A 21861-nucleotide genomic window follows, 5' to 3' on the forward strand; every position below is an offset into this window, starting at 1 on the left:
CGCGAGGAACTGCGCGACAAGCCACCCAGCTGGTGAGTCGCTCAGCGAGCAGGGCCATCCGCACAGGGTGGTTGCTCGCGCAGTTCCTCGCGCCCCTTCCGTTTGTGCTACTTTCCCTAATGAATTAGGGAAAGGGGTCAAGCGGTGGAGTTCCGCGTGCGCAAGGGGAGTGGCATCCCCGCCTACCAGCAGATCGTCAAGCAGACCGAGCAGGCGCTGCGGGTCGGGGCGCTTCGCCCCGGGGACAAGTTGCCCACCGCGCGTGAGGTCGTCGCGGCTACCGCCGTGAACCCGAACACCGTGCTGCGCGCCTACCAGGAGCTGCAGCGGGCCGGGCTCGTCGAGTCCCGGCAGGGGCTCGGCACCTTCGTCGTCGGGACGCTCGGCCGCGGAGAGGCCGTGGAGACCGAGGAGCTCCGGGGGGAGCTGGACGCCTGGGTCGCCAAGGCCCGCGGCTGCGGCCTGGAGCGGGAGGACGTGCTGGCCCTGACGGCCGCCGCCGTCGACAAGCAGTTCCAGCCTGCGGAGCAGGCGTGATACCCGGGGCCGCCCCCGCGCTGGAGGCGGTGGGGTTGACCGTCAGGCACCGCCGCCGCACCCTGCTCGACGCCTGCTCGCTGCGCCTGCCCCGCGGTGCGGTCTGCGGACTGGTCGGACCCAACGGCGCCGGGAAGAGCCTGCTGCTCGCGGCCGCCGCCGGTCTCGTCGGCCCGGACGCGGGCCGGATCAGCGTGCTCGGGCGGCCCGCCGGAAGCGCCCGGGCGCTGCCCGAAGTCGGCTACCTCGACCAGCGCCGCAGCCTGTACGGGCGGATGACCGTCACCGAGCTGCTGGTCACCGGCCGCCGGACGAACACCCGCTGGCACCACGAGCGGGCGACGGAGCTGCTCGACCTCGGCCGGCTGCCGCTCGACGCCAGGATCGGCGACCTCTCCGGCGGGCAGCGCACCCTCGCCGCCCTGGCCCTGGTGCGCGGCAAGGCGCCGGGCCTGATGCTGCTCGACGAACCCCTCGCGGAACTCGATCCGCTGGTGCGGCGCGCGGTCCTCGGCCTGCTGCTGGCCGACGTCGCCGACCACGGCACGACCGTGCTGCTCTCCACGCACGTCCTCACCGACCTCGACGAGGTCGTGGACCACCTCGTCCTGCTCGACGCCGGTCAGGTCCGGCTCGCCGGCGCCCTGCCCGAACTCCTCGCCGCGCACCACTACGTCGAGCGCGACGGGCGCGCCGTCCTCGCCAGGCGTGACCGCGTGCGGCGGGAGGGGCCGGCCGCGGAGACGGACGGCGACGAGGGCCCGACCCTCGACGAGCTCGTCGTCGCCTATCTGCGCTCACCGGAGACGGGCCGCTGGCTCGCCCCCGGCATGCGCCCCGACGCGCCGCACGGAGTGCTGATCGCATGAGCGCGCCCACCCTGGAGCACGTGCCGCTGCGGGTCTGCCGCGTCGAGGACCGTCCCGCCGCCGTCGGCCGGTGCGTCGTGGCCGGGCTGGCCCTGCGCCGCCACCGGCGGCTGCTCGGCCTCACCGCGCTGGGCCTGCTCGTGCTGGCCGTGTGGACCCAGGTCACGGCCGGCTCGCTCGCCGCCGCCCACGACGCCTGGTTCGCCTCCGGCTGCGGGGATGCCCCCCTGGCCGGCGCCTGCCAGGAAGCCGGCTTCGAGCTGACCGGCGCCGTGCAGTCGGCCCAGTACGCGCAGGTCGCCCTGGTGGCGGTCCCGCTGCTGGTCGGCGCGTTGCTGGGGGCGCCGCTGCTGGCCCGCGAGTACGAGCAGGGCACGTACCGTACGGCCTGGACCCAGGCCGTCACCCGCGGACGCTGGCTCAGCGGCCAGTTGCTGGTGCTCGGCGGGGCGGCCGCGCTGACCGGCGTCGCCGCGGCGCTGCTGGGCACCCGGCTGCTGCTGGCGGCCAGCCCGGCCGTCCTGGGGGAGTCGTCCGGTTTCGGGCCGTTGCCCTTCAACTCGTTCGGCCCGGTGCTCGCGGCCGGCACGGTGCTGGCCTTCGCCCTCGGCGTCCTGTGCGGCGCGCTGTGGCGGCGCCCGCTCCCCGCGATCGGCACCACGGTGGCGGGATACGGCGGCGTCGCGCTGCTGCTGACCGCGCTGCGCGGCCACCTCTGGCCCGCCCGGACGATCTTTCCGCCGCACGGCTACGACCTGCGCCCGGACGACTGGCTGATGTCCGACGGCGTCGTCACCACCGACGGACGATGGCTGTCCTACGCGCAGTGCGGTCCCTTCGGCGACTGCCCGGCCGGATCGCGCACCTTCGAGATCTACCACCCCGCCGGTCAGCTCTGGCCGATCCAGTGGACCGCCGCCGCGATCCTGCTCGCTCTCGCCGCCACCGCCCTGCTGCTGAGCTACCGCGCCGTCGACCGCAACCGTCTGTAGCCGACGCCGAAACCTCCACCCCACCCCCTCGTCCTCGCGTACGCGCCGGAGGAGTACTTCGCCATGCCCACACTCACCCGCTCCAAGCCGTTCCGGCCCGCAGCGCCCCGGCTGGCCGCCGTCGACGGGCTGCGGCTGCTGGCGGCCGCGGCCGTCGCCGCCTACCACTACCTCGGCACCCCGACCCGGGACTTCTGGGGCCAGGGACGCGACCTGCCGAAGGCCCTCCCGCTGCTGCACGCCGTCAGCGGGTACGGCTGGCTCGGCGTCGAGGCGTTCTTCCTGATCAGCGGCTTCGTCATCTGCATGAGCTGCTGGGGCCGCACCCCGGCGCAGTTCGCCGTCTCCCGGATCGCCCGGCTCTTCCCGCTCTACTGGACGGTCGTCGTGCTGATCGTGCTGGTCGGCAGCCTGGCCGTGCTGGCCGGCCAACGCTCGGGCGCGCCCACCGACCTGCGCACCAGCCTGGGCAACCTGACGATGATTCCTGGCCCGCTGGGTGTCCAGGCCACCGACGGCGTCGCCTGGACGCTGTGGGTGGAGGCGCGCTTCTACCTGCTGATGGGGGTGCTGCTGCTGGTCGGCCTGACCTACCGGCGGGCCGTCGCCTTCGGCTTCCTCTGGCTGGGCCTGGCGGCCATCGGGCGTGAACTGCACTCGGCCGTCCTGGACGAGTTCCTGCTCAGCCAGTACGCGGGGCTCTTCGTCACCGGCATCGCGCTGTACCTGATGTACCGCTTCGGCCCGAACGCGCTGCTGTGGCTGCTGGCCGGCTTCGCCTGGTGCTACACGCTGACGGTGCTGCACGACCGGGTCGCCCAGCACGCCGTCCCCGCCGGACGCGGCGCGAGCCCGAGCTGGGCGGTCAGCGCGGCGCTGCTCACCGGTTTCCTGCTGCTGCTCGCGCTGGCGGGGCCCGGCCCGTTCAAGGGGGTGCGTTCACGGGTACTGATCCTCGCGGGAGCCCTGACCTACCCCTTCTACCTGGTCCACCAGAGCCTCGGGATCCCGGTCGCCCGCATGGTGCTCAAGGTGCTGCCCGGTCTCGGGCTGCTGCCCGCGGTCGTGGCGGGGCTGGCGTTCTCGTTGGCCCTGGCCTTCGCACTGGACCGCTGGGTGGACCGCAGACTGCGCCCGACGCTGCGCCGGCACCTGACGGCGGCGCTGGATCCAGCCATACAGCAGGCCTTGAGCGCTACTGGAGAGAGTGCCAAAAGTCCCCTGTCCACGGGCCGGTCGGATGTGCTCAAGAACACCTTGCGGAGGTAGGGTCGTAACCGGTCGGGGACATCCCAAAATTTCCAGCTCGTCGGCCGGCGAAGGCCGACGTACCAGCGAGGAGATCGGTTCGTGACGATCCGGGTAGGCATCAACGGTTTTGGCCGCATCGGCCGCAACTACTTCCGAGCGATCGCGTCCCAGGGCGCCGACATCGAGATCGTCGGTGTCAACGACCTCACCGACACCAAGACGTTGGCGCACCTGCTCAAGTACGACTCGACCCTGGGCACCTTCCACGCCGAGGTCACCCACACGGACGACACCATCACCGTCGATGGCAAGACCTTCAAGGTCACCGCGGAGCGCGACCCCGCCAACCTGCCCTGGGCGGCGCTGGGCGCGGACATCGTGATCGAGTCCACCGGCATCTTCACCAAGGCCGACGGTGCGAAGAAGCACCTCCAGGCCGGTGCGAAGAAGGTCCTCATCTCGGCTCCGGCCACCGACGAGGACATCACCATCGTCATGGGCGTCAACGACGACAAGCTCGACGTGGCGACGCAGAGCATCATCTCCAACGCCTCCTGCACCACCAACTGCGTGGCGCCGATGGTCAAGGTCCTGCACGAGGCCTTCGGCATCGTCACCGGCTTCATGACGACGGTGCACGCCTACACCAACGACCAGGTGACGCTGGACTTCCCGCACAAGGACCTGCGCCGTGCCCGCGCCGCCGCGCTGAGCATCATCCCGACCTCCACCGGTGCCGCCAAGGCCACCGCGCTGGTGCTGCCGGAGCTCAAGGGCAAGCTGGACGGCACCTCGCTGCGCGTCCCGGTGCCGACCGGCTCGATCACCGACCTGGTGGTGACCCTGCAGCGCGAGGTCACCAAGGACGAGGTCAACGCCGCGTACCAGAAGGCCGCGCAGGGCCAGCTGAAGGGCATCCTCGCCTACAACGAGGACCCGATCGTCTCCCGTGACATCGTCAACTCGCCGTTCTCCTGCATCTTCGACGCGCCGCTGACGATGGTCCAGGGCAACCAGGTCAAGGTGTTCGGCTGGTACGACAACGAGTGGGGCTACTCCAACCGCCTCGTCGACCTGACCGTCGCCGTCGCCGACCAGCTCTGATCAGCGCCCGAGAAGCGACTGATCAGCGCGAAGACGGATAAGCCAGTGTGAAGCAGCCAAGGTCCGGACGATATCGTCCGGACCTTGTGTGCGTGTACTACACCGCCCACTCACCGAAGCAGAAGAGGGACTCAGTCCGACCATGCAGACCATCGACGACCTGATCGCCGGCCCGGGTGTCGCCGGCAAGCGCGTGTTCGTCCGCGCCGACCTCAACGTGCCGATGTCCGACGGCCTGATCACCGACGACGGCCGCATCCGCGCCGTGCTGCCGACCATCGTCAAGCTCGTCGAGGCCGACGCCAAGGTGATCGTCGCCTCGCACCTGGGCCGCCCCAAGGGCGCGCCCGACCCCGCGTTCTCGCTGCTCCAGGCCGCCGAGCGGCTGGCGGAGCTGCTGGGCAAGCCGGTGGCGTTCGCGCAGGACACCGTCGGCCCGGCCGCGCACGACGCGGTGAACGGCCTCGAGCCCGGCCAGGTGGCCGTGATCGAGAACCTGCGCTTCAACGCGGGCGAGACCAGCAAGGACGACGCCGAGCGCGGCGAGTTCGCCGACCAGCTCGCCGCCCTCGCCGACCTCTACGTCGGTGACGGCTTCGGCGCCGTGCACCGCAAGCACGCCTCCGTCTACGACCTGCCGGCCCGTCTGCCGCACGCCGTGGGCCTGCTGATCGGCACCGAGGTGGGCGTGCTCAAGCGTCTGACCGAGGACGTCGCGCGCCCGTACGTCGTCGTGCTCGGCGGCGCCAAGGTCTCCGACAAGCTCGCCGTGATCGACAACCTGCTCGGCAAGGCCGACCGGATCCTGGTCGGCGGCGGCATGATGTTCACCTTCCTCGCGGCCCAGGGCCACCAGGTCGGCACCTCCCTGCTGCAGGAGGACCAGATCCCGGTGGTCAAGGAGTACCTGGCCCGCGCCGAGCGCGAGGGCGTGGAGTTCGTGCTCCCCGTCGACGCCCGGGTGTCGGGGAGCTTCCCCGACCTCAAGACCAAGGCCGCCGTCGACGACGTCGAGGTCGTCGGCGCGGACGCCATGCCCGCAGGCAAGATGGGCCTGGACGTCGGTCCGAAGACCGAGGAGCTGTTCGCCGCCAAGCTGGCCGACGCCAAGACGGTCTTCTGGAACGGCCCGATGGGCGTGTTCGAGCACCCGGCCTTCGCCGACGGCACCCGCGCCGTCGCGCAGGGCCTGCTGGACTCCGACGCCTTCACCGTCGTCGGCGGTGGCGACTCGGCCGCCGCGGTGCGCCTGCTCGGCTTCGACGAGTCGAAGTTCGGCCACATCTCCACGGGTGGCGGCGCCAGCCTGGAGTACCTCGAAGGCAAGACCCTCCCCGGCCTCGCCGCACTGGAGAAGTGAGTACCAACAGACATGACTGACGTCGTTCGCAAGCCGCTCATGGCCGGCAACTGGAAGATGAACCTCAACCACCTCGAGGCCATCGCGCACACCCAGAAGCTGGCGTTCGCCCTCACCGACAAGGACTACGACGCGGTGGAGGTGGCGGCGCTGGCGCCGTTCACCGACCTGCGCTCGGTGCAGACCCTGGTCGACGGCGACAAGCTCAAGATCAAGTACGGCTCCCAGGACATCTCCGCGCACGACTCCGGCGCCTACACGGGTGAGATCTCCGGGCCGATGCTGGCCAAGCTGAAGTGCACCTACGCGGCGATCGGCCACTCGGAGCGCCGCGAGTACCACGGCGAGAACGAGGAGATCGTCAACGCCAAGGTCAAGGCCGCCTTCCGCAACGGCATCGTGCCGATCCTCTGCGTCGGCGAGGGCCTGGACATCCGCAAGGCCGGCAACCAGGTCGCCTACACCCTCGCCCAGCTCGACGGCGCGCTCGCCGACGTCCCGGCCGAGCAGGTGGCCACGATCGTCGTCGCCTACGAGCCCGTCTGGGCCATCGGCACCGGCGAGGTGGCGACCCCCGAGGACGCGCAGGAGGTCTGCGGCGCGATCCGGGTGCGCCTGGCCGAGCTGTACAACCAGGACGTCGCCGACGCGGTGCGCGTGCTGTACGGCGGCTCCGTCAAGGCCGGGAACGTGGGCGCCATCATGGCCCAGCCCGACGTCGACGGTGCGCTGGTCGGCGGTGCCTCGCTGGACACGGACGAGTTCGTCAAGATCGTTCGCTTCCGCGACCAGTGAGCAGGCTGTCTCTCGAGCGGCTTTCCACTTAGGATGTCGCACGCCTAAGGTGATAGGGCCCGGGCTTGTCGTTCGGGCCCTGTCACCAGCACGTCCCACACCCGAAAGATAGGTCCGGTTGTGATCCTCGGTTTCTCCATCGCGCTGATCTTCTTCAGCGTGATGATGGTCATCCTGGTCCTGCTCCACAAGGGCAAGGGCGGCGGCCTGTCCGACATGTTCGGTGGCGGTATGTCCTCCACCGGTGGTGGTTCCGCGGTGGCCGAGCGCAACCTCGACCGGATCACCATCTTCATGGGCGTCGGCTGGTTCGTCTGCATCATCGTGCTCTCGCTGCTGATGAAGGCCAAGAACGGCTGACGTCCACGCAGCTCAGCGGGGTGAAGTCAGGACTTCTGACGGAGCGTCGCCTCCACGCCTATCATGGGTGACAGTCGTCACCGACGGGGGTGTGGGGCGACGCTTATGCGTTCCGTACACTAGGACGACCTTCGCCCGGGGTGTGCCCGCCGGGACGACTTTCGCAGTACCGCACCATCACGCAGGGAGTCAGACCGTGGCAAGTGGCAACGCCATTCGTGGCAGCAGGGTCGGGGCCGGCCCTATGGGTGAGGCCGAGCGCGGCGAGTCCGCCCCGCGCCTCCGAATCTCCTTCTGGTGCGCCAACGGACACGAGACGAAGCCGAGTTTCGCCTCCGACGCGCAGATCCCGGACACCTGGGACTGTCCGCGCTGTGGCTTCCCGGCCGGCCAGGACGAGGAGAACCCGCCCGCGCCGCCGCGTACGGAGCCCTACAAGACCCACCTCGCCTACGTGCGTGAGCGTCGCAGCGACGCCGACGGCGAGGCGATCCTCGCCGAGGCGCTGGCCAAGCTCCGCGGCGAGATCTGAGCGGTGCGGTCCGGAGGCCTTCTCCGACGGGATCTCAGGTCCGGTCGGTAGGAGGCCTTCGGTGACTCCTGACGCCTTACCCGCCGGTGCCGGGTGGGCTGTGCTCGGGCTGCTCTCCTTCGGGCGGGAGCTGACGGGCTGCGAGCTGAAGAAGTGGGCCGACCTGACTCTCGCCCACTTCTACTGGCGCCCGTCCTCGGCCGAGATCTACGCCGAGCTGCGCCACCTGGAGCGGTCCGGTCACGTGGCCGTCGACACCCTTCCGGGCGAACTCGGCGCGCGCCGCCGCTACCGGCTCACCCCCTTCGGCGAGGACGCCCTGCGCCGGTGGCTCGCCCACGCCGCTGCCGTGCCGCCGGCCTTCCACCTCTGGCTGGGCCATCTCCACGACCCCGCCCGCCTGTGCGAACTCCTGCGTGGCGCCCGGGCGCTCGCCGACAAGCGCGCCGCCGAGGCCGCGACGGACGCCTTCACCCTCTCCGATTCGCCCGAACTCGCCCACGCCGCCCACGCCTTGCGCCTCGCCGCCCGCGCCCACGCGGACGAACGTGACCGCCTCGACGCGGCGCTGGGCGAGCTCGACCGCGCGTAGCCGGTGCGGCTCCGGGAACAGCGCGGCGAGCAGGTGAGGGCGGGCCGTTGACCTATCCCTCGACGGGTGAGAGCTCACGCTCGGGCTCGCCCACGGGCGTCCGTGACGCCGTGTCGGAGCCCGCCTTGCGGCGGCGCCAGGACAGCGGGAAGTAGAGCAGGGTGGAGCCGCCCACGGCGAAGAGGCAGTAGGTGACGGCCTGGGTGCCGTTCTGCTCGTACTGCTGCCAGGCGGCCCAGGCGCAGACGCCGGTCAGGCTGAGGGTGATGAGCGAGAGCGAGAGCGCGCCGCCGGGGATCCGGTAGGGGCGCTCCAGCTCCGGCTCGCGGATCCGCAGCGCGATCAGCGCGGCGACCTGGAGCAGCAGCGAGATGTTGGTCAGGAAGACGTCGACGATGATCAGGTTGCTGAAGCTGCTCAGGCAGAACAGCGCGTAGATCACCGAGGAGCCGACGAGGGAGACGACCGGCACCTGCCGCCGCGCGCTCTTCCGCGCCACCCACTTCGGGAAGTAGCCGTCCTCGGCGAGGACGAACGGCAGCCGGGCGTTGGAGGCCAGCAGCGCCGAGAACATCGCCACCGAGGCGAACATGCCGCCGACCGTCACCGTGATCTGCAGCCAGGGCCCGGCCAGGGCCCTGGCGACGTCGGAGAAGGAGCCGCTCTGCCAGTTCGCCCAGCCCGCCTTGCCGCCCTGGCCGACCGCGAGGGAGGCGAGCGAGGGGAGCAGGTAACCGACGGCGATCAGGACCACGGAGATGGACAGGGCCTTCGGCAGGTGCTTGCGCGGGTTCTCCATCTCGCCGGCTACGGTCGACACGCTGTCCCAGCCGCTGTAGTTCCACATGGCGAGGAAGAGTCCGGCGCCGAAGGCGTTCCAGGTCGACTGGTCCGGCGCGGAGGTCAGCCGGCCGACCGGGTTGGTGCCGTGCGTGAACAGGTGGACCAGGCCGACGACGCTGAGCAGCAGCATCGGGGTCAGGCACACGATGGCGAAGATGACCGAGGAGTCGCCCACCCAGGCCGCGCCCATCAGGTTCACCGCGGTGAAGACGGTGATGACGGCGAGACAGATGAACCAGTTCAGGTCGAAGTGGAAGTTGCCCACCGAGAACAGCACGTGCTGCCCGGGGGCGACCGCGGCCACCATCGACTGGAGGTAGCTGGTGAACAGCACGGGGTAGACGGCCATGTCCACGAAGCTGCACAGCCAGCGCAGCACGCCCTGCTGGAAGCCCCAGAAGTCGCCGAGGCCGCGGCGGACCCAGTGGTAGAAGCCGCCGTCGACGGGGATCGCGGTGCCGAGCTCGGCGCAGACCAGCGCGTGCGGAATGCTGTAGATCAGTGGTGTGACCACGATCAGCAGCAGGCCCATCCCCGGGCCCGAGGTGGAGAACAAGCCCTCGATGCCGTAGGCGCCACCCGAGACGCTGAAGAAGATCAGCGCCACCAGGGGCATCAGCTTCACCCTGCGAGGTGAGGGCAGAGACGTCACGGCCGGAACAGCGGCGGTCGGTGGCATTCCCACCCCGATCTTGCGATGGTCGAACAGAGGAGCGGAAGGATTATCTCCGGATTCGACCGGCTCGGGGCAGTTCGCACTCCGTCAACCGTCTGTGTACATCCGTGACACATCGCAAAGGGCCCGCCTCCGCGTGAGCGGAGACGGGCCCTTTGGTCCGGACGGCTACGCGACGTCCGGCGGGTAGAGCTGGGGCGGGATCTTGGCCGCAGCGGCGCGGTCCAGGAGCCACAGGGTGCGGCTGCGGCCCACCGCGCCCGAGGCCGGAGCGAGGATCGGGCCCGGGCCGGAGAGGGCCAGGGCGACCGCGTCGGCCTTGTCGTCGCCGGCGGCGAGCAGCCAGACCTCGCGGGCGTTGCGGATCGCCGGGAGCGTGAGCGAGACGCGGACCGGCGGCGGCTTGGGCGCGCCGCGCACGCCGACCACCGTCAGTTCGGTCTCCCGCACGCCCGGGTGCTCCGGGAAGAGCGAGGCCACGTGTGTGTCCGGCCCTACGCCCAGCAGCAGCACGTCGAAGCTGGGCACCGCCACCCGGTCCGTCGGCGAGGCCGCCTTGGCCAGCTCCGCCGCGTACGCGGCCGCGGCCGCCTCCGCGTCGGTGCCGAAGGCGCCGCCGGAGGCCGGCATCGGGTGCACCCGGGACGGGTCCAGCGGGACCGCGTCCAGGAGCTCCGCGCGCGCCTGGGTGTCGTTGCGCTCGGCGTCGCCCTCCGGCAGGAACCGTTCGTCGCCCCACCACAGGTCCAGCCGCGACCAGTCGATCGCGTCCCGGGCCGGGGAGGCGGCCACGGCCGCGAGCAGCGCGTTGCCGTTCCGGCCGCCCGTCAGCACCACCGAGGCGGAGCCGCGCGCGGACTGCGCGTCGACGATCCGGGTGATCAGCCGTGCCGCCGCGGCAAGGGCCATGAGCTCCTTGTCGCGGTGGACGACCAGCTGCGGCGCCGTCACTTCTGCGTCCGGGACGCCGAAGCGGTGGACTTCTTGGCGGCCTTCGGCGGAGCGGCGGGGGCGGGAGCCTCCGGCGCGTCGACGACCTCGCGCGTGGCGGAGGTGGCGTGGAGGTTCTCCACCCCGTACCGCACCGCCGACGCGTAGATGAGGTCCGGGTCCAGACGGCGCAGCTCCTCGGCGATCAGCTCCGAGGTCTCGCGCCGCTTGAGCGCGACCATCCGGTCCGGCTGGCCCGGCATGGAGAGCTTGGCCAGCAGGCCGTCCGGACGGTCCAGGCAGACGTCCCCGTCCGTGGTGTGCATCCGCACCGCGGTGATGCCGGGGCCCTGGCTGACCTTGCGCTCGACCTTGATGCCCAGGCGCTCGGCCAGCCACAGCGCCAGCAGCTCGGTGGAGGGGTTGTAGGACTCGCCCTCCACCGTCGCGCTGTCGACGGTGACGTGCTTCTGGTCCAGGGCCGCGGCCAGCATCGAGCGCCACGGGGTGATCCGGGTCCAGGCCAGGTCGGTGTCGCCGGGCGCGTAGGACGCGGCCCGCGCGGCCAGCTGGTCCACCGGGTTCTCCGCCGTGACGGCGTCGGTGATCCGGCGCTGGGCCAGCGCGCCGAGCGGGTCCTTGGCCGGGTCCGCCGGGGCGTTCTCCGGCCACCAGACGACGACCGGCGCGTCCGGCAGCAGCAGCGGCAGCACCACGGACTGGGCCTGACCGGCCAGCTCGCCGTGCAGACGCAGCACCACCGTCTCGCCGGTGCCCGAGTCGGAGCCGACCCGCACCTCGGCGTCCAGGCGCGCCTGGGACCGGGCCCGGGGCGAGCGCCCCGGACGGCGGATGACGGCCAGGATGCGCGAGGGGTGCTCGCGCGAGGCGTCCGAGGCGGCCTTGAGCGCGTCGTAGGCGCTGCCCTCGTCGGTGACGATGACGAGGGTCAGCACCATGCCGACGGTCGCCGTGCCGATGGCCCGGCGGGCGTCGATCAGTGCCGCGTTGATCTTGCTTGAGTTGGTGTCGGTGAGGTCGATCTTCATGGCCGGCGCCAGCTCCTGCCGTCTCGTGCGAGCATCTCGTCCGCCTCGGCCGGACCCCAGGTCCCGGCCTGGTACTGCGCCGGCTTGCCGTGCGCGTCCCAGTACTTCTCGATCGGGTCCAGGATCCGCCAGGACTCCTCGACCTCCTGGTGGCGCGGGAACAGGTTCGCGTCCCCGAGCAGCACGTCCAGGATCAGGCGCTCGTAGGCCTCCGGGCTGGACTCGGTGAAGGACTCGCCGTAGGCGAAGTCCATCGTCACGTCCCGCACCTCCATGGAGGTGCCCGGCACCTTGGAGCCGAAGCGCACCGTCACGCCCTCGTCCGGCTGGACGCGGATGACCAGCGCGTTCTGGCCCAGCTCCTCCGTCGCCGCGGCGTCGAAGGGCAGGTAGGGCGCCCGCTGGAAGACCACCGCGATCTCGGTGACGCGGCGGCCCAGCCGCTTGCCGGTGCGCAGGTAGAACGGCACACCCGCCCAGCGGCGGTTGTTGATCTCCAGCTTGATCGCGGCGTAGGTGTCGGTCTTGGACTTGGGGTTGATCCCCTCCTCCTCGAGGTAGCCCGGCACCTCCTCGCCGCCCTGGAAGCCGTGCGCGTACTGGGCGCGCACGGTGTGCTTGCCCAGCTCGTCCGGGATCTTGACCGAGGTCAGCACCTTGAGCTTCTCCGCCACCAGCGCCTTGGGGTGGAAGGAGGCGGGCTCCTCCATCGCGGTCAGCGCCATCAGCTGGAGCAGGTGGTTCTGGATGACGTCACGGGCGGCGCCGATGCCGTCGTAGTACCCGGCGCGACCGCCGATGCCGATGTCCTCGGCCATGGTGATCTGCACGTGGTCGACGTAGCCGCGGTTCCAGATCGGCTCGAACATCGAGTTGGCGAAACGCAGCGCCAGGATGTTCTGGACCGTCTCCTTGCCGAGGTAGTGGTCGATCCGGAAGACCTCGTCCCGCGGGAAGACCTCGTGCACGACCTTGTTCAGCTCCTGCGCGGAGGCGAGGTCGTGGCCGAAGGGCTTCTCGATGACGGCACGCCGCCAGCTGCCCTTGGGCGGGTCGGCCAGGCCGTGCGCCTTGAGCTGCTGTACCACCTGCGGGAAGAACTTCGGCGGCACGGACAGGTAGAAGGCGAAGTTGCCGCCCGTGCCCTGCGCCTTGTCCAGATCCTCGATGGTCTCGCGCAGCTTCTCGAACGCGGCGTCGTCCACGAACTCGCCCTGGACGAAGCGCATGCCCTTGGCCAGCTGCTGCCAGACCTCCTCACGGAAGGGCGTGCGCGAGTGCTCCTTGACGGAGTCGTGCACGACCTGCGCGAAGTCCTCGTCCTCCCAGTCGCGGCGGGCGAAGCCGACGAGCGAGAAGCCCGGCGGCAGCAGGCCGCGGTTGGCCAGGTCGTAGACGGCCGGCATCAGCTTCTTGCGCGACAGGTCGCCCGTGACGCCGAAGATGACCAGGCCCGACGGCCCCGCGATACGCGGGAGCCGTCGGTCCGCCGGGTCACGCAGCGGGTTGATCCACACATTCGTCTGACCATCAGACGTCGGGCCGAAGCTGTCCAACACCACGTCGTCCAGGACGGCGTCGTCGGATACCGCTGCGGGATCGGTCACTTCGTCGCGCCGCCCTTCGCGTCCAGGGACTGCTGGACGGTCTCCAGCAGCTCCTTCCAGGAGATCTCGAACTTCTCGACGCCCTCGTCCTCCAGCACCTGGACGACGTCGTCGTAGGAGATGCCGAGCGCGGCGACCTGGTCCAGGACGGCCTTGGCGTCGGCGTAGTTCGGCGTCACCGTGTCGCCGCGGACCACGCCGTGGTCGGCGACGGCGTCGAGGGTGGCCTCCGGCATGGTGTTGACCGTGCCCGGGGCGGCCAGGTCCACGACGTACATGGTGTCGTCGTAGTTCGGGTCCTTGACGCCGGTCGAGGCCCACAGCGGACGCTGCGGCTTGGCGCCCGCGGCGGCCAGCGCCTTCCAGCGGTCGCTGCTGAACACCTCCTCGTACGCCTCGTACGCCAGGCGGGCGTTGGCGATGGCCGCCTTGCCCTTGAGGCCGAGGGCCTCCTCGGTGCCGATCTTCGTCAGGCGCTTGTCGATCTCGGTGTCCACGCGGGAGACGAAGAAGGAGGCGACCGACTCGATCGTGGCGAGGCTGTGGCCGTTCGCCTTGGCCTGCTCCAGACCGGTGAGGAAGGCGTCCATCACGGCCTTGTAGCGGTCCAGCGAGAAGATCAGCGTGACGTTGACGCTGATGCCCTCGGCCAGCACCGCGGTGATCGCGGGCAGGCCCTCGACCGTGGCCGGGATCTTGATGAAGGTGTTCGGGCGGTCGACCAGCCACCACAGCTGCTTGGCCTCGGCGACGGTCGGCGCCGTCTCGTGGGCCAGGCGCGGGTCGACCTCGATGGAGACCCGGCCGTCGCGGCCGTTGCTCGCGTCGTAGACCGGGCGCAGCACGTCGGCCGCGTCACGGACGTCGGCGGAGGTCATCATGCGGACGGCCTCGTCCACGGTGACGCCGCGCACGGCCAGGTCGGCCAGCTGGGCCTCGTAGCCGTCGCCGGAGCCGATCGCCTTCTGGAAGATCGACGGGTTGGTGGTGACGCCCACCACGTGCTTGTCACGGACCAGCTCGGCCAGGTTGCCGGAGGTGAGCCGCTTGCGGGACAGGTCGTCCAGCCAGATCGCAACGCCTTCGTCGCTGAGGCGCGCCAGGGAGTCAGTCATTTTCGATGCTCTTTCCTCTGCGTTACGTCTGGTTCAGCTACCGGCGGCGGCCAGCCCGGCCTCGTTGAGCGATTCCTTGGCCGCGGCGGCCACGTGCTCGGCGGTGAAGCCGAACTCGCGGAAGAGCAGCTTGGCGTCGGCGCTGGCGCCGAAGTGCTCCAGGGAGACGATGCGGCCGGCGTCGCCGACGAAGCGGTACCAGGTCAGCGCGATGCCGGCCTCGACCGCGACGCGCGCCTTGACCGCGGGCGGGAGCACGCTGTCGCGGTACGCCTTGGTCTGCTCGTCGAACCACTCCACCGACGGCATCGAGACCACGCGGGTCGGGATGCCCTCGGCCTCCAGCGCCTCGCGGGCCGCGACGGCGAGCTGCAGCTCGGAGCCGGTGCCGATGAGGACGACCTTGGCCTCGCCACCGGTGGCCTCGGTGTGGACGTAGCCGCCCTTGGCCGCGTCCTCGTTGCGGGCGTAGGTGGGGACGCCCTGGCGGGTCAGCGCCAGACCGTGCGGGGCCGGGTTGGCGGTGTGGCGGCGGGTGATCTCCTCCCACGCCACCGCGGTCTCGTTGGCGTCGGCCGGGCGGACCATGTTCAGGCCCGGGATCGCCCGCAGCGCGGTCATGTGCTCGACCGGCTGGTGGGTCGGACCGTCCTCGCCGAGACCGATGGAGTCGTGCGTCCACACGTAGGTGACCGGCAGCTTCATCAGCGCGGCCAGGCGCACCGCGCCACGCATGTAGTCGGAGAAGACCAGGAAGGTGCCGCCGTAGACGCGGGTGTTGCCGTGCAGCGCGATGCCGTTCATGGTCGAGCCCATGGCGTGCTCGCGGATCCCGAAGTGGATCGTGCGGCCGTACGGGTTCGCCTCCGGCAGCGGGTTGCCGACCGGGAGGAACGAGGACGAGGCGTCGATCGTGGTGTTGTTGGAGCCGGCGAGGTCGGCCGAGCCGCCCCACAGCTCCGGCAGCACCTTGCCGAGACCCTGCAGCACCTTGCCGGACGCGGCGCGGGTGGCGACGGAGGAGCCGACCTCGAACGCGGGCACGGACTGCTGCCAGCCCGCGGGGAGCTCGCCGGCCTGTACGCGATCGAAGAGGGCGGCGTTGGCCGGGTTGTCGGTGCGCCAGTCGGCCAGCTGCTTCTCCCACTCGGCGTGGGCCTGCGCGCCGCGCTCGCCGACCTTGCGGGCGTGCGCGAGGACCTCCGGCTCGACGACGAAGGACTTCTCGGGGTCGAAGCCGAGGACGCGCTTGGTCGCGGCGACCTCGTCCGCGCCGAGCGCGGAGCCGTGGGCGGCCTCGGTGTTCTGCGCGGACGGGGCCGGCCAGGCGATGATCGTGCGCATCGCGATGATGGACGGCTTGCCGGTCTCGTTCCTGGCGGCGGTCAGCGCGGCGTTCAGCGCCTGCACGTCGACGTCGCCCGACTCGGCCGGCTCGATGCGCTGGATGTGCCAGCCGTACGCCTCGTAGCGCTTCAGGACGTCCTCGGAGAAGGCCGTCTCGGTGTCGCCCTCGATCGAGATGTGGTTGTCGTCGTAGAGGAAGACGAGGTTGCCCAGCTTCTGGTGACCGGCCAGCGAGGAGGCCTCTGAGGCGATGCCCTCCTCCAGGTCGCCGTCGGAGACGATCGCCCAGATGGTCTGGTCGAACGGGGAGGCGCCCGCCGGCGCCTCCGGGTCGAACAGACCGCGCTCGTAGCGGCTGGCCATCGCCATGCCGACGGCGTTGCCGACACCCTGGCCCAGCGGGCCGGTGGTCGTCTCGACGCCCACGGTGTGCCCGTGCTCCGGGTGGCCCGGGGTCCGCGAGCCCCAGGTGCGGAAGGACTCCAGGTCCTCAAGGGTCAGGCCGTAGCCGGACAGGTAGAGCTGGATGTAGAGCGTGAGAGAGGTGTGGCCCGGCGAGAGCACGAAGCGGTCCCGGCCGACCCACTGCGCGTCGGAGGGATCGTGGCGCAGAAAGCGCTGGTAGATGAGGTACGCGGCCGGGGCCAGGCTCATCGCCGTACCGGGGTGACCGTTTCCGACCTTCTGGACCGCGTCCGCCGCGAGGACACGGACGGTGTCCACCGCGCGCTGGTCGAGCTCGTCCCATTCGAAGGTGTTACTCGGCGTCGTGCTCACCCTGAATCAGGGCTCCTTCCGTAACGTCTTCCGACTCGCGCCAGGAGCCGACAACGGCGGCGGTTACTGGGCACAGAGCGATGACCCGCTTTACAAACGCGAGCCTACCGCTGATGCGAGCATGCGTTCCCGCTGAACGCCGCAGACCGGTTACACGGAGCGATGACCGTTCGTCCCACGTTCACCCTCCGGTTCACCCTGCTGACGACGGGCTTTGCGCCGACACGGCCCCCCGCCGCAATAGCGGAGATATGGAACGTCTAAGGTGGCGTGGTACTGCTGAGCTTCATCAACCAGGGGTGTTCGTGTGACCGCCGTCGAATCCCGTCCGGCCGGTCTGGTCGAGGGGAACCCCGGGCACCGGCCGCTGACGGCCCGCCTCGGGGCCTTCATCGCACTGACCAAGCCGCGGATCATCGAGCTGCTGCTGATCACCACCGTTCCGGTGATGTTCCTGGCGCAGCGGGGAGTGCCCGACCTGCTCCTGGTGCTGGAGGTCGTCGTCGGCGGCTACCTGTCCGCGGGCGGGGCCAACGCGCTCAACATGTACATCGACCGCGACATCGACGCGCTGATGACCCGCACCGAGCGCCGCCCGCTGGTGACCGGCATGGTCTCCCCGCGCGAGGCGCTGGTCTTCGGCATCGCGCTGGCGATCGGCTCGACGCTCTGGTTCTGGGCGCTGGTCAACCCGCTGAGCGCGGGGCTCTCGCTGGCGGCGCTGCTCTTCTACGTCGTCGTCTACACGATGGGCCTCAAGCGCCGCACCGCGCAGAACATCGTCTGGGGCGGGATCGCCGGCTGCATGCCCGTCTTCATCGGCTGGTCGGCCGTGACCGACTCGCTGGCGTGGCCGCCGGTCGTGCTCTTCCTTGTCATCTTCTTCTGGACGCCGCCGCACTACTGGCCGCTGTCGATGAAGGTGAAGGACGACTACGCGAACGCCGGCGTGCCGATGCTCCCGGTGATCGCGACGAACGAGGCGGTTGCCAAGCAGATCGTCGCCTACAGCTGGGTGATGGTCGCGGTCTCGCTGACGCTTTGGCCGCTGGGCCACACCAGCGTGGTCTACCCGGTCACGGCGGTGGCCCTGGGCGCGCTGTGGCTGAAGGAGGCCCACGGGCTGCTGGCCCGGGCCAAGGCCGGTGTGGTGGGCGCGAAGCTGAAGGAGATGCGGCTGTTCCACTGGTCGATCACGTACCTGACGCTGCTCTTCGTCGAGATCGCGATCGACCCGTTCCTGAAGTAGTTCCCTCCTGTCCGAGGACCGGGCCCCGATGTGCAATAACGCACATCGGGGCCCGGTCGTATGTCGGGGTACCCCTGAGTAATCTGCTGCTATGACCACCGAAGAGACCACCGCGGCCGCTCTCTCCCCCCGGGACGAGAGGCGTGCGCAGCGCATCGCCAAGAACGTCAAGGCCTTCGCCGCCGCGCACGGTGGCAGCGCGGACGGCGTCGTCGAGTACGTCGGCAAGATCGCGACCCGGATCGCCATCGTCGGTGCGGACGGCGCGTGGGGCGACCAGGTGGCCCCCTCCGTGGCCGTCGCGGAGCGCGCGGTGGAGCTGTCCGGCATCACCAGGCACGAGAACTTCGAGGGCGAGCTGGGCCTGAAGGTCAAGACCGGCCCCTACGAGTGGAAGCGCATGGCGGGCATCCAGATCTGATCCCCGCCCGCACACGACGGAGCCCCCGGCCGATGGCCGGGGGCTCCGTCGTCTGTCTCGTCCTCGTCGGTGCGCGTCAGGCGGTGGCGACCAGCGCCTCGATGTCGGCCGGCCGGCTGAGCTCGCCGACGGCGGGACGCACGCGCAGCGAGAGGTGCAGGCGCAGCACGGCGACCCAGCACAGCGCGGCGCCGAACATGTGGATGCCCACCAGCAGCTCCGGCACGTGCGTGAAGTACTGGACGAAGCCCAGCACGCCCTGCGCCAGCAGCACGACCAGGAACTCCCTGGCGAGGCGGCGGGGGGCCGTGGGTGCGTCCACGGCCATCAGGACGAAGATCATGGCCACCGCCAGGCCGACCGAGACCATCGCGAAGTCGGCGTGGAACTGGGTGATCTTGTCCCAGTCGAAGGGCATCCGCTTGACGTCGCTGCTGTCGCCCGGGTGCGGGCCGGAGCCGGTCACCAGGGTGCCTGCGGCGATCAGCAGGGCCGTCATGGCCACGGTGACCCGCGAGAGGTGGATGATCGGGCGGCCGACCGTGCGCACCGGCTCGCCGTCGCCCTCCCGCGTGCGCTGCCACATCGTCAGCGAGGCGAGGATCTGCAGCATCGACAGCAGGAAGTGGCAGGAGACCACGTAGGGGTTCAGGTGCGTCAGCACCGTGATGCCGCCGACGATCGCGTCGCCCACGATGATCCAGAACTGGTACCACCCGATCCGGGTGACCTCCTTGCGCCACGGCTTGGCGCAGCGCGAGGCCAGGATCGCGAGTCCGACGACGACGCAGATGACGTCGGTCAGCATGCGGTTGCTGAACTCGATCACGCCGTGGACGCCCATCGCGCCGGTCGGCGCGAGCGTCGTCGCGGTGCAGGTGGGCCACGTCGGGCAGCCGAGGCCGGAGCCCGTGAGGCGGACCGCGCCGCCCGTCACGATGATCAGCACGCTGCACACGAGCGTCGCCAGCGCCGTCCGCCGGACCCAGCGGTCCGGCACGGTCACACGCTCGGCGAGGTAGGAGAAGGGGGTACGCACGTCGTCCATCGTAGGTGCCCCGATTCGCGATCTTTGCCCGGGGTGACGCGGGCCACGGCAGGTCACTCGGACCGCCGTGGCACGCGTCACACAGCCGTCAGGGCGTCAGGCGGTGTGACGGCCCCGGCGCTTGCGGAGCAGGAACACCGCGGCGCCGCCGATCAGGACGAAGCCCGCGCCGGCGCCGGCGATCACCGGGGTCGCGCTGCTGGCACCGGTCTCCGCCAGCGGCGGCTGCGAGGCGGAGGGGGACGGCGTCGGGGTGCCGGTCGGCAGGTGGCTGCCGCCGGTCGGCTTGCAGGTCAGCGCGCCGGTGAAGGTCTTGCTGAAGTTCGGGCCGGTCACGGTGATGCGGTACTTCTGGCCCTCCTTCTCCTTGACCAGCACGGTCTTGGTCGCGCCCGGCGCGACCGTCACCGGGAGGGTGCCGACCTCGGCGGTCCAGGGCTGGTCGCCGCCGTTGGTCAGGGTGACGTCCACGCCGCCCTGCTTGCAGTCCTCCTTGGCGTTCGCGGCCGGGACGGGACCCTGCGGGGCCCACTGCGCCTGGGCGACGGCCTTGACCGAGACGGGCTGGGTACCCGCGAGGATCATGGTCTGGCTGGAGCCGTCCACGGCCTTGAACGCGCGGCCGACGGGGAGTGCCGTCGTCGTCGTGGCGTCCAGCTCGGCGTTGCCGGCCGCGGTGCCCGCCGGGACGTCGACGTAGAGCTTCTCGCCGTTGACGGCCGTGGTGACGGGCTTGCCGCCGGCGTCGGTGAGCGTCACGCCGGCGGGCGCCGTGAGGGACACGTCCACGGAGGAGGCGCTGGTGGTGACCGTCACCGGGCCGAGCCTGCCGCTGCGTCCGGCCACCGAGGTGGGGGAGAGGGTGAGCGAGGGGGCCGGCTCGGCGAGGTCCTGGGCGTGTTGCTCGAGCCAGGTCGTGAGCTGGGCGGCGGTGCCGTCCTCCGGCACCGCGTTCGCGTTGTCGGAGTAGTGCCAGATCGCGGCCTGCGTGGCGGCGGCGGCCTGGTCCTCGGTCAGGCTCGCGGCGCCGATGTCCCCGGCCAGGGTCGCGGGGGAGACCACCGGGTAGGAGTGCTGCAGGATCCACTGGATCTTGCCGCGCTCCGGGTTCTGCGAGAGCGTCGACTGCGCCCAGCCGGTCTCCTGGTACTGCACGCCGTCGTGCGTCTCGTGGTGCAGGTCGATGCAGTAGACCGCGAGCGGCTGGGCCGCGCTGTCCTGCATGGCGACGGTGCCGCCGTAGGCCTTGTTGCCGTCGACGTCGATCGCCCCGGCGTGCAGGAACCCGCCGAGCGTCGCCGTGGCGCTGCCGTTCTGGTCCGCGTGCGCCGCGCCGGCCCCGGCCAGTGCTCCGCCGATCGCGATCGCCCCCGCCGACACGATCCCGGCCGCGAAGCGGACGGCCCCTCCCCGCGCCGATATTCCGAACATGGACGTACCCCTTGCTTAGTGCAGAGCACGCCAAGAATGCGAGGCCGAAGGTGCGGCGTCGGAGGGCGATGCTCCGGATGACTCGATGTCGGCCGGAGCCTAGTGAACTGACCGGTAGTCACGGGAGGGGTGGGACGGATGTGACAGAAGCTGTTACACGGCTGTCGAGAAACTCTCAGTTTCCTCTGAGTCTGAGCGTTCGCAGGGCCTCGGCGGACTACTCCCAGCGGAAGAAGCGCGCGGCGGCGGCCAGCCCGACGACCGCCCAGGCGGCCAGGATGCCGAGGTCACCCCAGGGCATCGCCGCGCCGTTCTGCAGGACGGCGCGCAGGCCGTCGGAGAGCGCGCTGATCGGCAGCGCCTCCAGCACCGGGCGGACCGCGCCGGGGAACTTCGACAGCGGGACGATCACGCCACCGGCCAGCAGCAGCAGGATGAAGACCAGGTTGGCCGCGGCGAGGGTCGCCTCCGCCTTGAGCGTGCCCGCCATGAGGAGGCCGAGGCCGGAGAAGGCGGCGGTGCCGGCGGCCAGGAGCAGCAGGACCGCGAGCGGGTTGCCGTGCGGAGTCCAGCCGAGGGCGATGGCAATGACCGCCAGGAGGGCGACCTGGAGGATCTCCGTCACCAGCACGCTGCCGGTCTTCGCCGTCATCAGGGCCCAGCGCGGCAGCGGGCTCGCGCCCAGGCGCTTGAGGACGCCGTAGCGGCGTTCGAAGCCCGTCGCGATGGCCTGGCCGGTGAAGGCGGTGGACATGACGGCCAGCGCCAGCAGTCCCGGCGCGAGGAAGTCGACGCGCTTGCCCGGCCCGGTGGTGGACACGATGTCCACCGCGCTGAAGAGCAGCAGCAGGACGCTCGGGATCACGATCGTCAGCAGCAGCTGCTCGCCGTTGCGCAGCAGCAGCCTGGTCTCCAGCGCGGTCTGCGCGCGCAGCATGCGGCCCAGTGGGGCCGCGCCCGGGGCGGGGCTGTAGTT

The 21861-nt window shown here is 70.9% G+C and carries 21 protein-coding genes; 12 read left to right on the forward strand and 9 right to left on the reverse strand.

Annotated features, from left to right (window positions below):
* The first annotated feature begins 156 nt into the window (after positions 1-156).
* The 10 genes from ABH931_RS14915 (at position 157) to ABH931_RS14960 (ending at position 8392) form a co-directional block, all read left to right on the forward strand.
* Entirely contained in the window at positions 157-537 is a 381-nt protein-coding gene (locus ABH931_RS14915) for a GntR family transcriptional regulator (RefSeq protein ID WP_370113266.1), read from the forward strand.
* Positions 534-1406, forward strand: coding sequence for an ATP-binding cassette domain-containing protein (locus tag ABH931_RS14920; RefSeq protein WP_370113268.1), 873 nt, complete (start codon positions 534-536; stop codon positions 1404-1406). The genes ABH931_RS14915 and ABH931_RS14920 overlap by 4 nt, the downstream gene beginning before the upstream one ends.
* Positions 1403-2398 carry a transporter gene (locus ABH931_RS14925; RefSeq protein ID WP_370113269.1) on the forward strand — a complete coding sequence of 332 codons (996 nt, stop codon included), beginning with the start codon at positions 1403-1405 and terminating at the stop codon, positions 2396-2398. Before ABH931_RS14920 ends, ABH931_RS14925 begins: the two co-directional genes overlap by 4 nt.
* 63 nt (positions 2399-2461) lie before the next feature.
* Positions 2462-3667 carry an acyltransferase family protein gene (locus ABH931_RS14930; protein WP_370113271.1) on the forward strand — a complete coding sequence of 402 codons (1206 nt, stop codon included), beginning with the start codon at positions 2462-2464 and terminating at the stop codon, positions 3665-3667.
* A gap of 81 nt (positions 3668-3748) precedes the next feature.
* Entirely contained in the window at positions 3749-4753 is a 1005-nt protein-coding gene (gap, locus tag ABH931_RS14935) for a type I glyceraldehyde-3-phosphate dehydrogenase (RefSeq protein WP_370113273.1), read from the forward strand.
* Between the two features lie 142 nt (positions 4754-4895).
* Positions 4896-6113, forward strand: coding sequence for a phosphoglycerate kinase (pgk, locus tag ABH931_RS14940; RefSeq protein ID WP_370113275.1), 1218 nt, complete (start codon positions 4896-4898; stop codon positions 6111-6113).
* A gap of 12 nt (positions 6114-6125) precedes the next feature.
* Entirely contained in the window at positions 6126-6908 is a 783-nt protein-coding gene (gene tpiA, locus ABH931_RS14945) for a triose-phosphate isomerase (RefSeq protein ID WP_370113276.1), read from the forward strand.
* Between the two features lie 120 nt (positions 6909-7028).
* Positions 7029-7268: a preprotein translocase subunit SecG gene (gene secG, locus ABH931_RS14950; protein WP_042363812.1), complete on the forward strand. Its 240-nt coding sequence runs from the start codon at positions 7029-7031 to the stop codon at positions 7266-7268.
* A 244-nt stretch (positions 7269-7512) separates the two neighbouring features.
* Positions 7513-7800 carry an RNA polymerase-binding protein RbpA gene (locus ABH931_RS14955; RefSeq protein WP_042363813.1) on the forward strand — a complete coding sequence of 96 codons (288 nt, stop codon included), beginning with the start codon at positions 7513-7515 and terminating at the stop codon, positions 7798-7800.
* A gap of 61 nt (positions 7801-7861) precedes the next feature.
* A complete protein-coding gene (locus ABH931_RS14960; protein WP_370113279.1) occupies positions 7862-8392 on the forward strand; it encodes a PadR family transcriptional regulator in 531 nt (176 codons plus the stop codon).
* Positions 8393-8444: 52 nt separating this feature from the next.
* On the opposite strand, the gene ABH931_RS14965 is transcribed toward ABH931_RS14960, so the two are convergent.
* The 6 genes from ABH931_RS14965 to tkt form a co-directional block, all read right to left on the reverse strand.
* A complete protein-coding gene (locus tag ABH931_RS14965; protein ID WP_370113528.1) occupies positions 8445-9851 on the reverse strand; it encodes an APC family permease in 1407 nt (468 codons plus the stop codon).
* 228 nt (positions 9852-10079) lie between these two features.
* Positions 10080-10820 carry a 6-phosphogluconolactonase gene (gene pgl, locus ABH931_RS14970; RefSeq protein WP_370113530.1) on the reverse strand — a complete coding sequence of 247 codons (741 nt, stop codon included), beginning with the start codon at positions 10818-10820 and terminating at the stop codon, positions 10080-10082.
* 38 nt (positions 10821-10858) lie between these two features.
* Positions 10859-11890 carry a glucose-6-phosphate dehydrogenase assembly protein OpcA gene (opcA, locus tag ABH931_RS14975; RefSeq protein WP_370113281.1) on the reverse strand — a complete coding sequence of 344 codons (1032 nt, stop codon included), beginning with the start codon at positions 11888-11890 and terminating at the stop codon, positions 10859-10861.
* Positions 11887-13407: a glucose-6-phosphate dehydrogenase gene (zwf, locus tag ABH931_RS14980; protein ID WP_370113532.1), complete on the reverse strand. Its 1521-nt coding sequence runs from the start codon at positions 13405-13407 to the stop codon at positions 11887-11889. The genes opcA and zwf overlap by 4 nt, the downstream gene beginning before the upstream one ends.
* A gap of 86 nt (positions 13408-13493) precedes the next feature.
* Positions 13494-14612, reverse strand: coding sequence for a transaldolase (gene tal / locus ABH931_RS14985; RefSeq protein ID WP_370113283.1), 1119 nt, complete (start codon positions 14610-14612; stop codon positions 13494-13496).
* 33 nt (positions 14613-14645) lie between these two features.
* Positions 14646-16736 (reverse strand): transketolase, encoded by a 2091-nt coding sequence (gene tkt / locus ABH931_RS14990; protein ID WP_370113285.1) that lies wholly within the window; start codon positions 16734-16736, stop codon positions 14646-14648.
* A gap of 307 nt (positions 16737-17043) precedes the next feature.
* On the opposite strand from tkt, the gene ABH931_RS14995 reads away from it, so the two are divergent.
* Together ABH931_RS14995 and ABH931_RS15000 are read left to right on the forward strand one after the other, a co-directional pair.
* On the forward strand, positions 17044-17985 hold the full coding sequence (locus ABH931_RS14995) for a heme o synthase (protein WP_370113287.1): 942 nt from the start codon (positions 17044-17046) through the stop codon (positions 17983-17985).
* A gap of 91 nt (positions 17986-18076) precedes the next feature.
* Complete coding sequence (locus ABH931_RS15000; protein ID WP_370113289.1) at positions 18077-18406, forward strand: hypothetical protein; 330 nt, start codon at positions 18077-18079, stop codon at positions 18404-18406.
* Positions 18407-18482: 76 nt separating this feature from the next.
* On the opposite strand, the gene ABH931_RS15005 is transcribed toward ABH931_RS15000, so the two are convergent.
* The 3 genes from ABH931_RS15005 to ABH931_RS15015 form a co-directional block, all read right to left on the reverse strand.
* Positions 18483-19454, reverse strand: coding sequence for a heme A synthase (locus ABH931_RS15005; protein WP_370113291.1), 972 nt, complete (start codon positions 19452-19454; stop codon positions 18483-18485).
* Positions 19455-19550: 96 nt separating this feature from the next.
* Positions 19551-20885, reverse strand: coding sequence for a Cys-Gln thioester bond-forming surface protein (locus tag ABH931_RS15010; protein ID WP_370113292.1), 1335 nt, complete (start codon positions 20883-20885; stop codon positions 19551-19553).
* Between the two features lie 217 nt (positions 20886-21102).
* Positions 21103-21822, reverse strand: a complete 720-nt coding sequence (locus ABH931_RS15015) for an ABC transporter permease (RefSeq protein ID WP_370113534.1) — start codon at positions 21820-21822, stop codon at positions 21103-21105.
* Positions 21823-21861: the final 39 nt, after the last annotated feature.

The organism is Streptacidiphilus sp. MAP12-33, assembly GCF_041261265.1.
Lineage (GTDB): Bacteria > Actinomycetota > Actinomycetes > Streptomycetales > Streptomycetaceae > Streptacidiphilus.

Bases quoted from the DNA above. Each gene is read 5' to 3' on its own strand.
- ABH931_RS14930 (WP_370113271.1), top strand. From the start codon at position 2,462: ATGCCCACACTCACCCGCTCCAAGCCGTTCCGGCCCGCAGCGCCCCGG.
- opcA (WP_370113281.1), bottom strand. From the start codon at position 11,890: ATGAAGATCGACCTCACCGACACCAACTCAAGCAAGATCAACGCGGCA.
- pgk (WP_370113275.1), top strand. From the start codon at position 4,896: ATGCAGACCATCGACGACCTGATCGCCGGCCCGGGTGTCGCCGGCAAG.
- ABH931_RS15010 (WP_370113292.1), bottom strand. From the start codon at position 20,885: ATGTTCGGAATATCGGCGCGGGGAGGGGCCGTCCGCTTCGCGGCCGGG.
- ABH931_RS14965 (WP_370113528.1), bottom strand. From the start codon at position 9,851: ATGCCCCTGGTGGCGCTGATCTTCTTCAGCGTCTCGGGTGGCGCCTAC.
- tpiA (WP_370113276.1), top strand. From the start codon at position 6,126: ATGACTGACGTCGTTCGCAAGCCGCTCATGGCCGGCAACTGGAAGATG.
- ABH931_RS15000 (WP_370113289.1), top strand. From the start codon at position 18,077: ATGACCACCGAAGAGACCACCGCGGCCGCTCTCTCCCCCCGGGACGAG.
- ABH931_RS14955 (WP_042363813.1), top strand. From the start codon at position 7,513: ATGGGTGAGGCCGAGCGCGGCGAGTCCGCCCCGCGCCTCCGAATCTCC.
- ABH931_RS15015 (WP_370113534.1), bottom strand. From the start codon at position 21,822: ATGCTGCGCGCGCAGACCGCGCTGGAGACCAGGCTGCTGCTGCGCAAC.
- ABH931_RS14925 (WP_370113269.1), top strand. From the start codon at position 1,403: ATGAGCGCGCCCACCCTGGAGCACGTGCCGCTGCGGGTCTGCCGCGTC.
- ABH931_RS15005 (WP_370113291.1), bottom strand. From the start codon at position 19,454: ATGGACGACGTGCGTACCCCCTTCTCCTACCTCGCCGAGCGTGTGACC.
- tal (WP_370113283.1), bottom strand. From the start codon at position 14,612: ATGACTGACTCCCTGGCGCGCCTCAGCGACGAAGGCGTTGCGATCTGG.
- pgl (WP_370113530.1), bottom strand. From the start codon at position 10,820: ATGGCCCTTGCCGCGGCGGCACGGCTGATCACCCGGATCGTCGACGCG.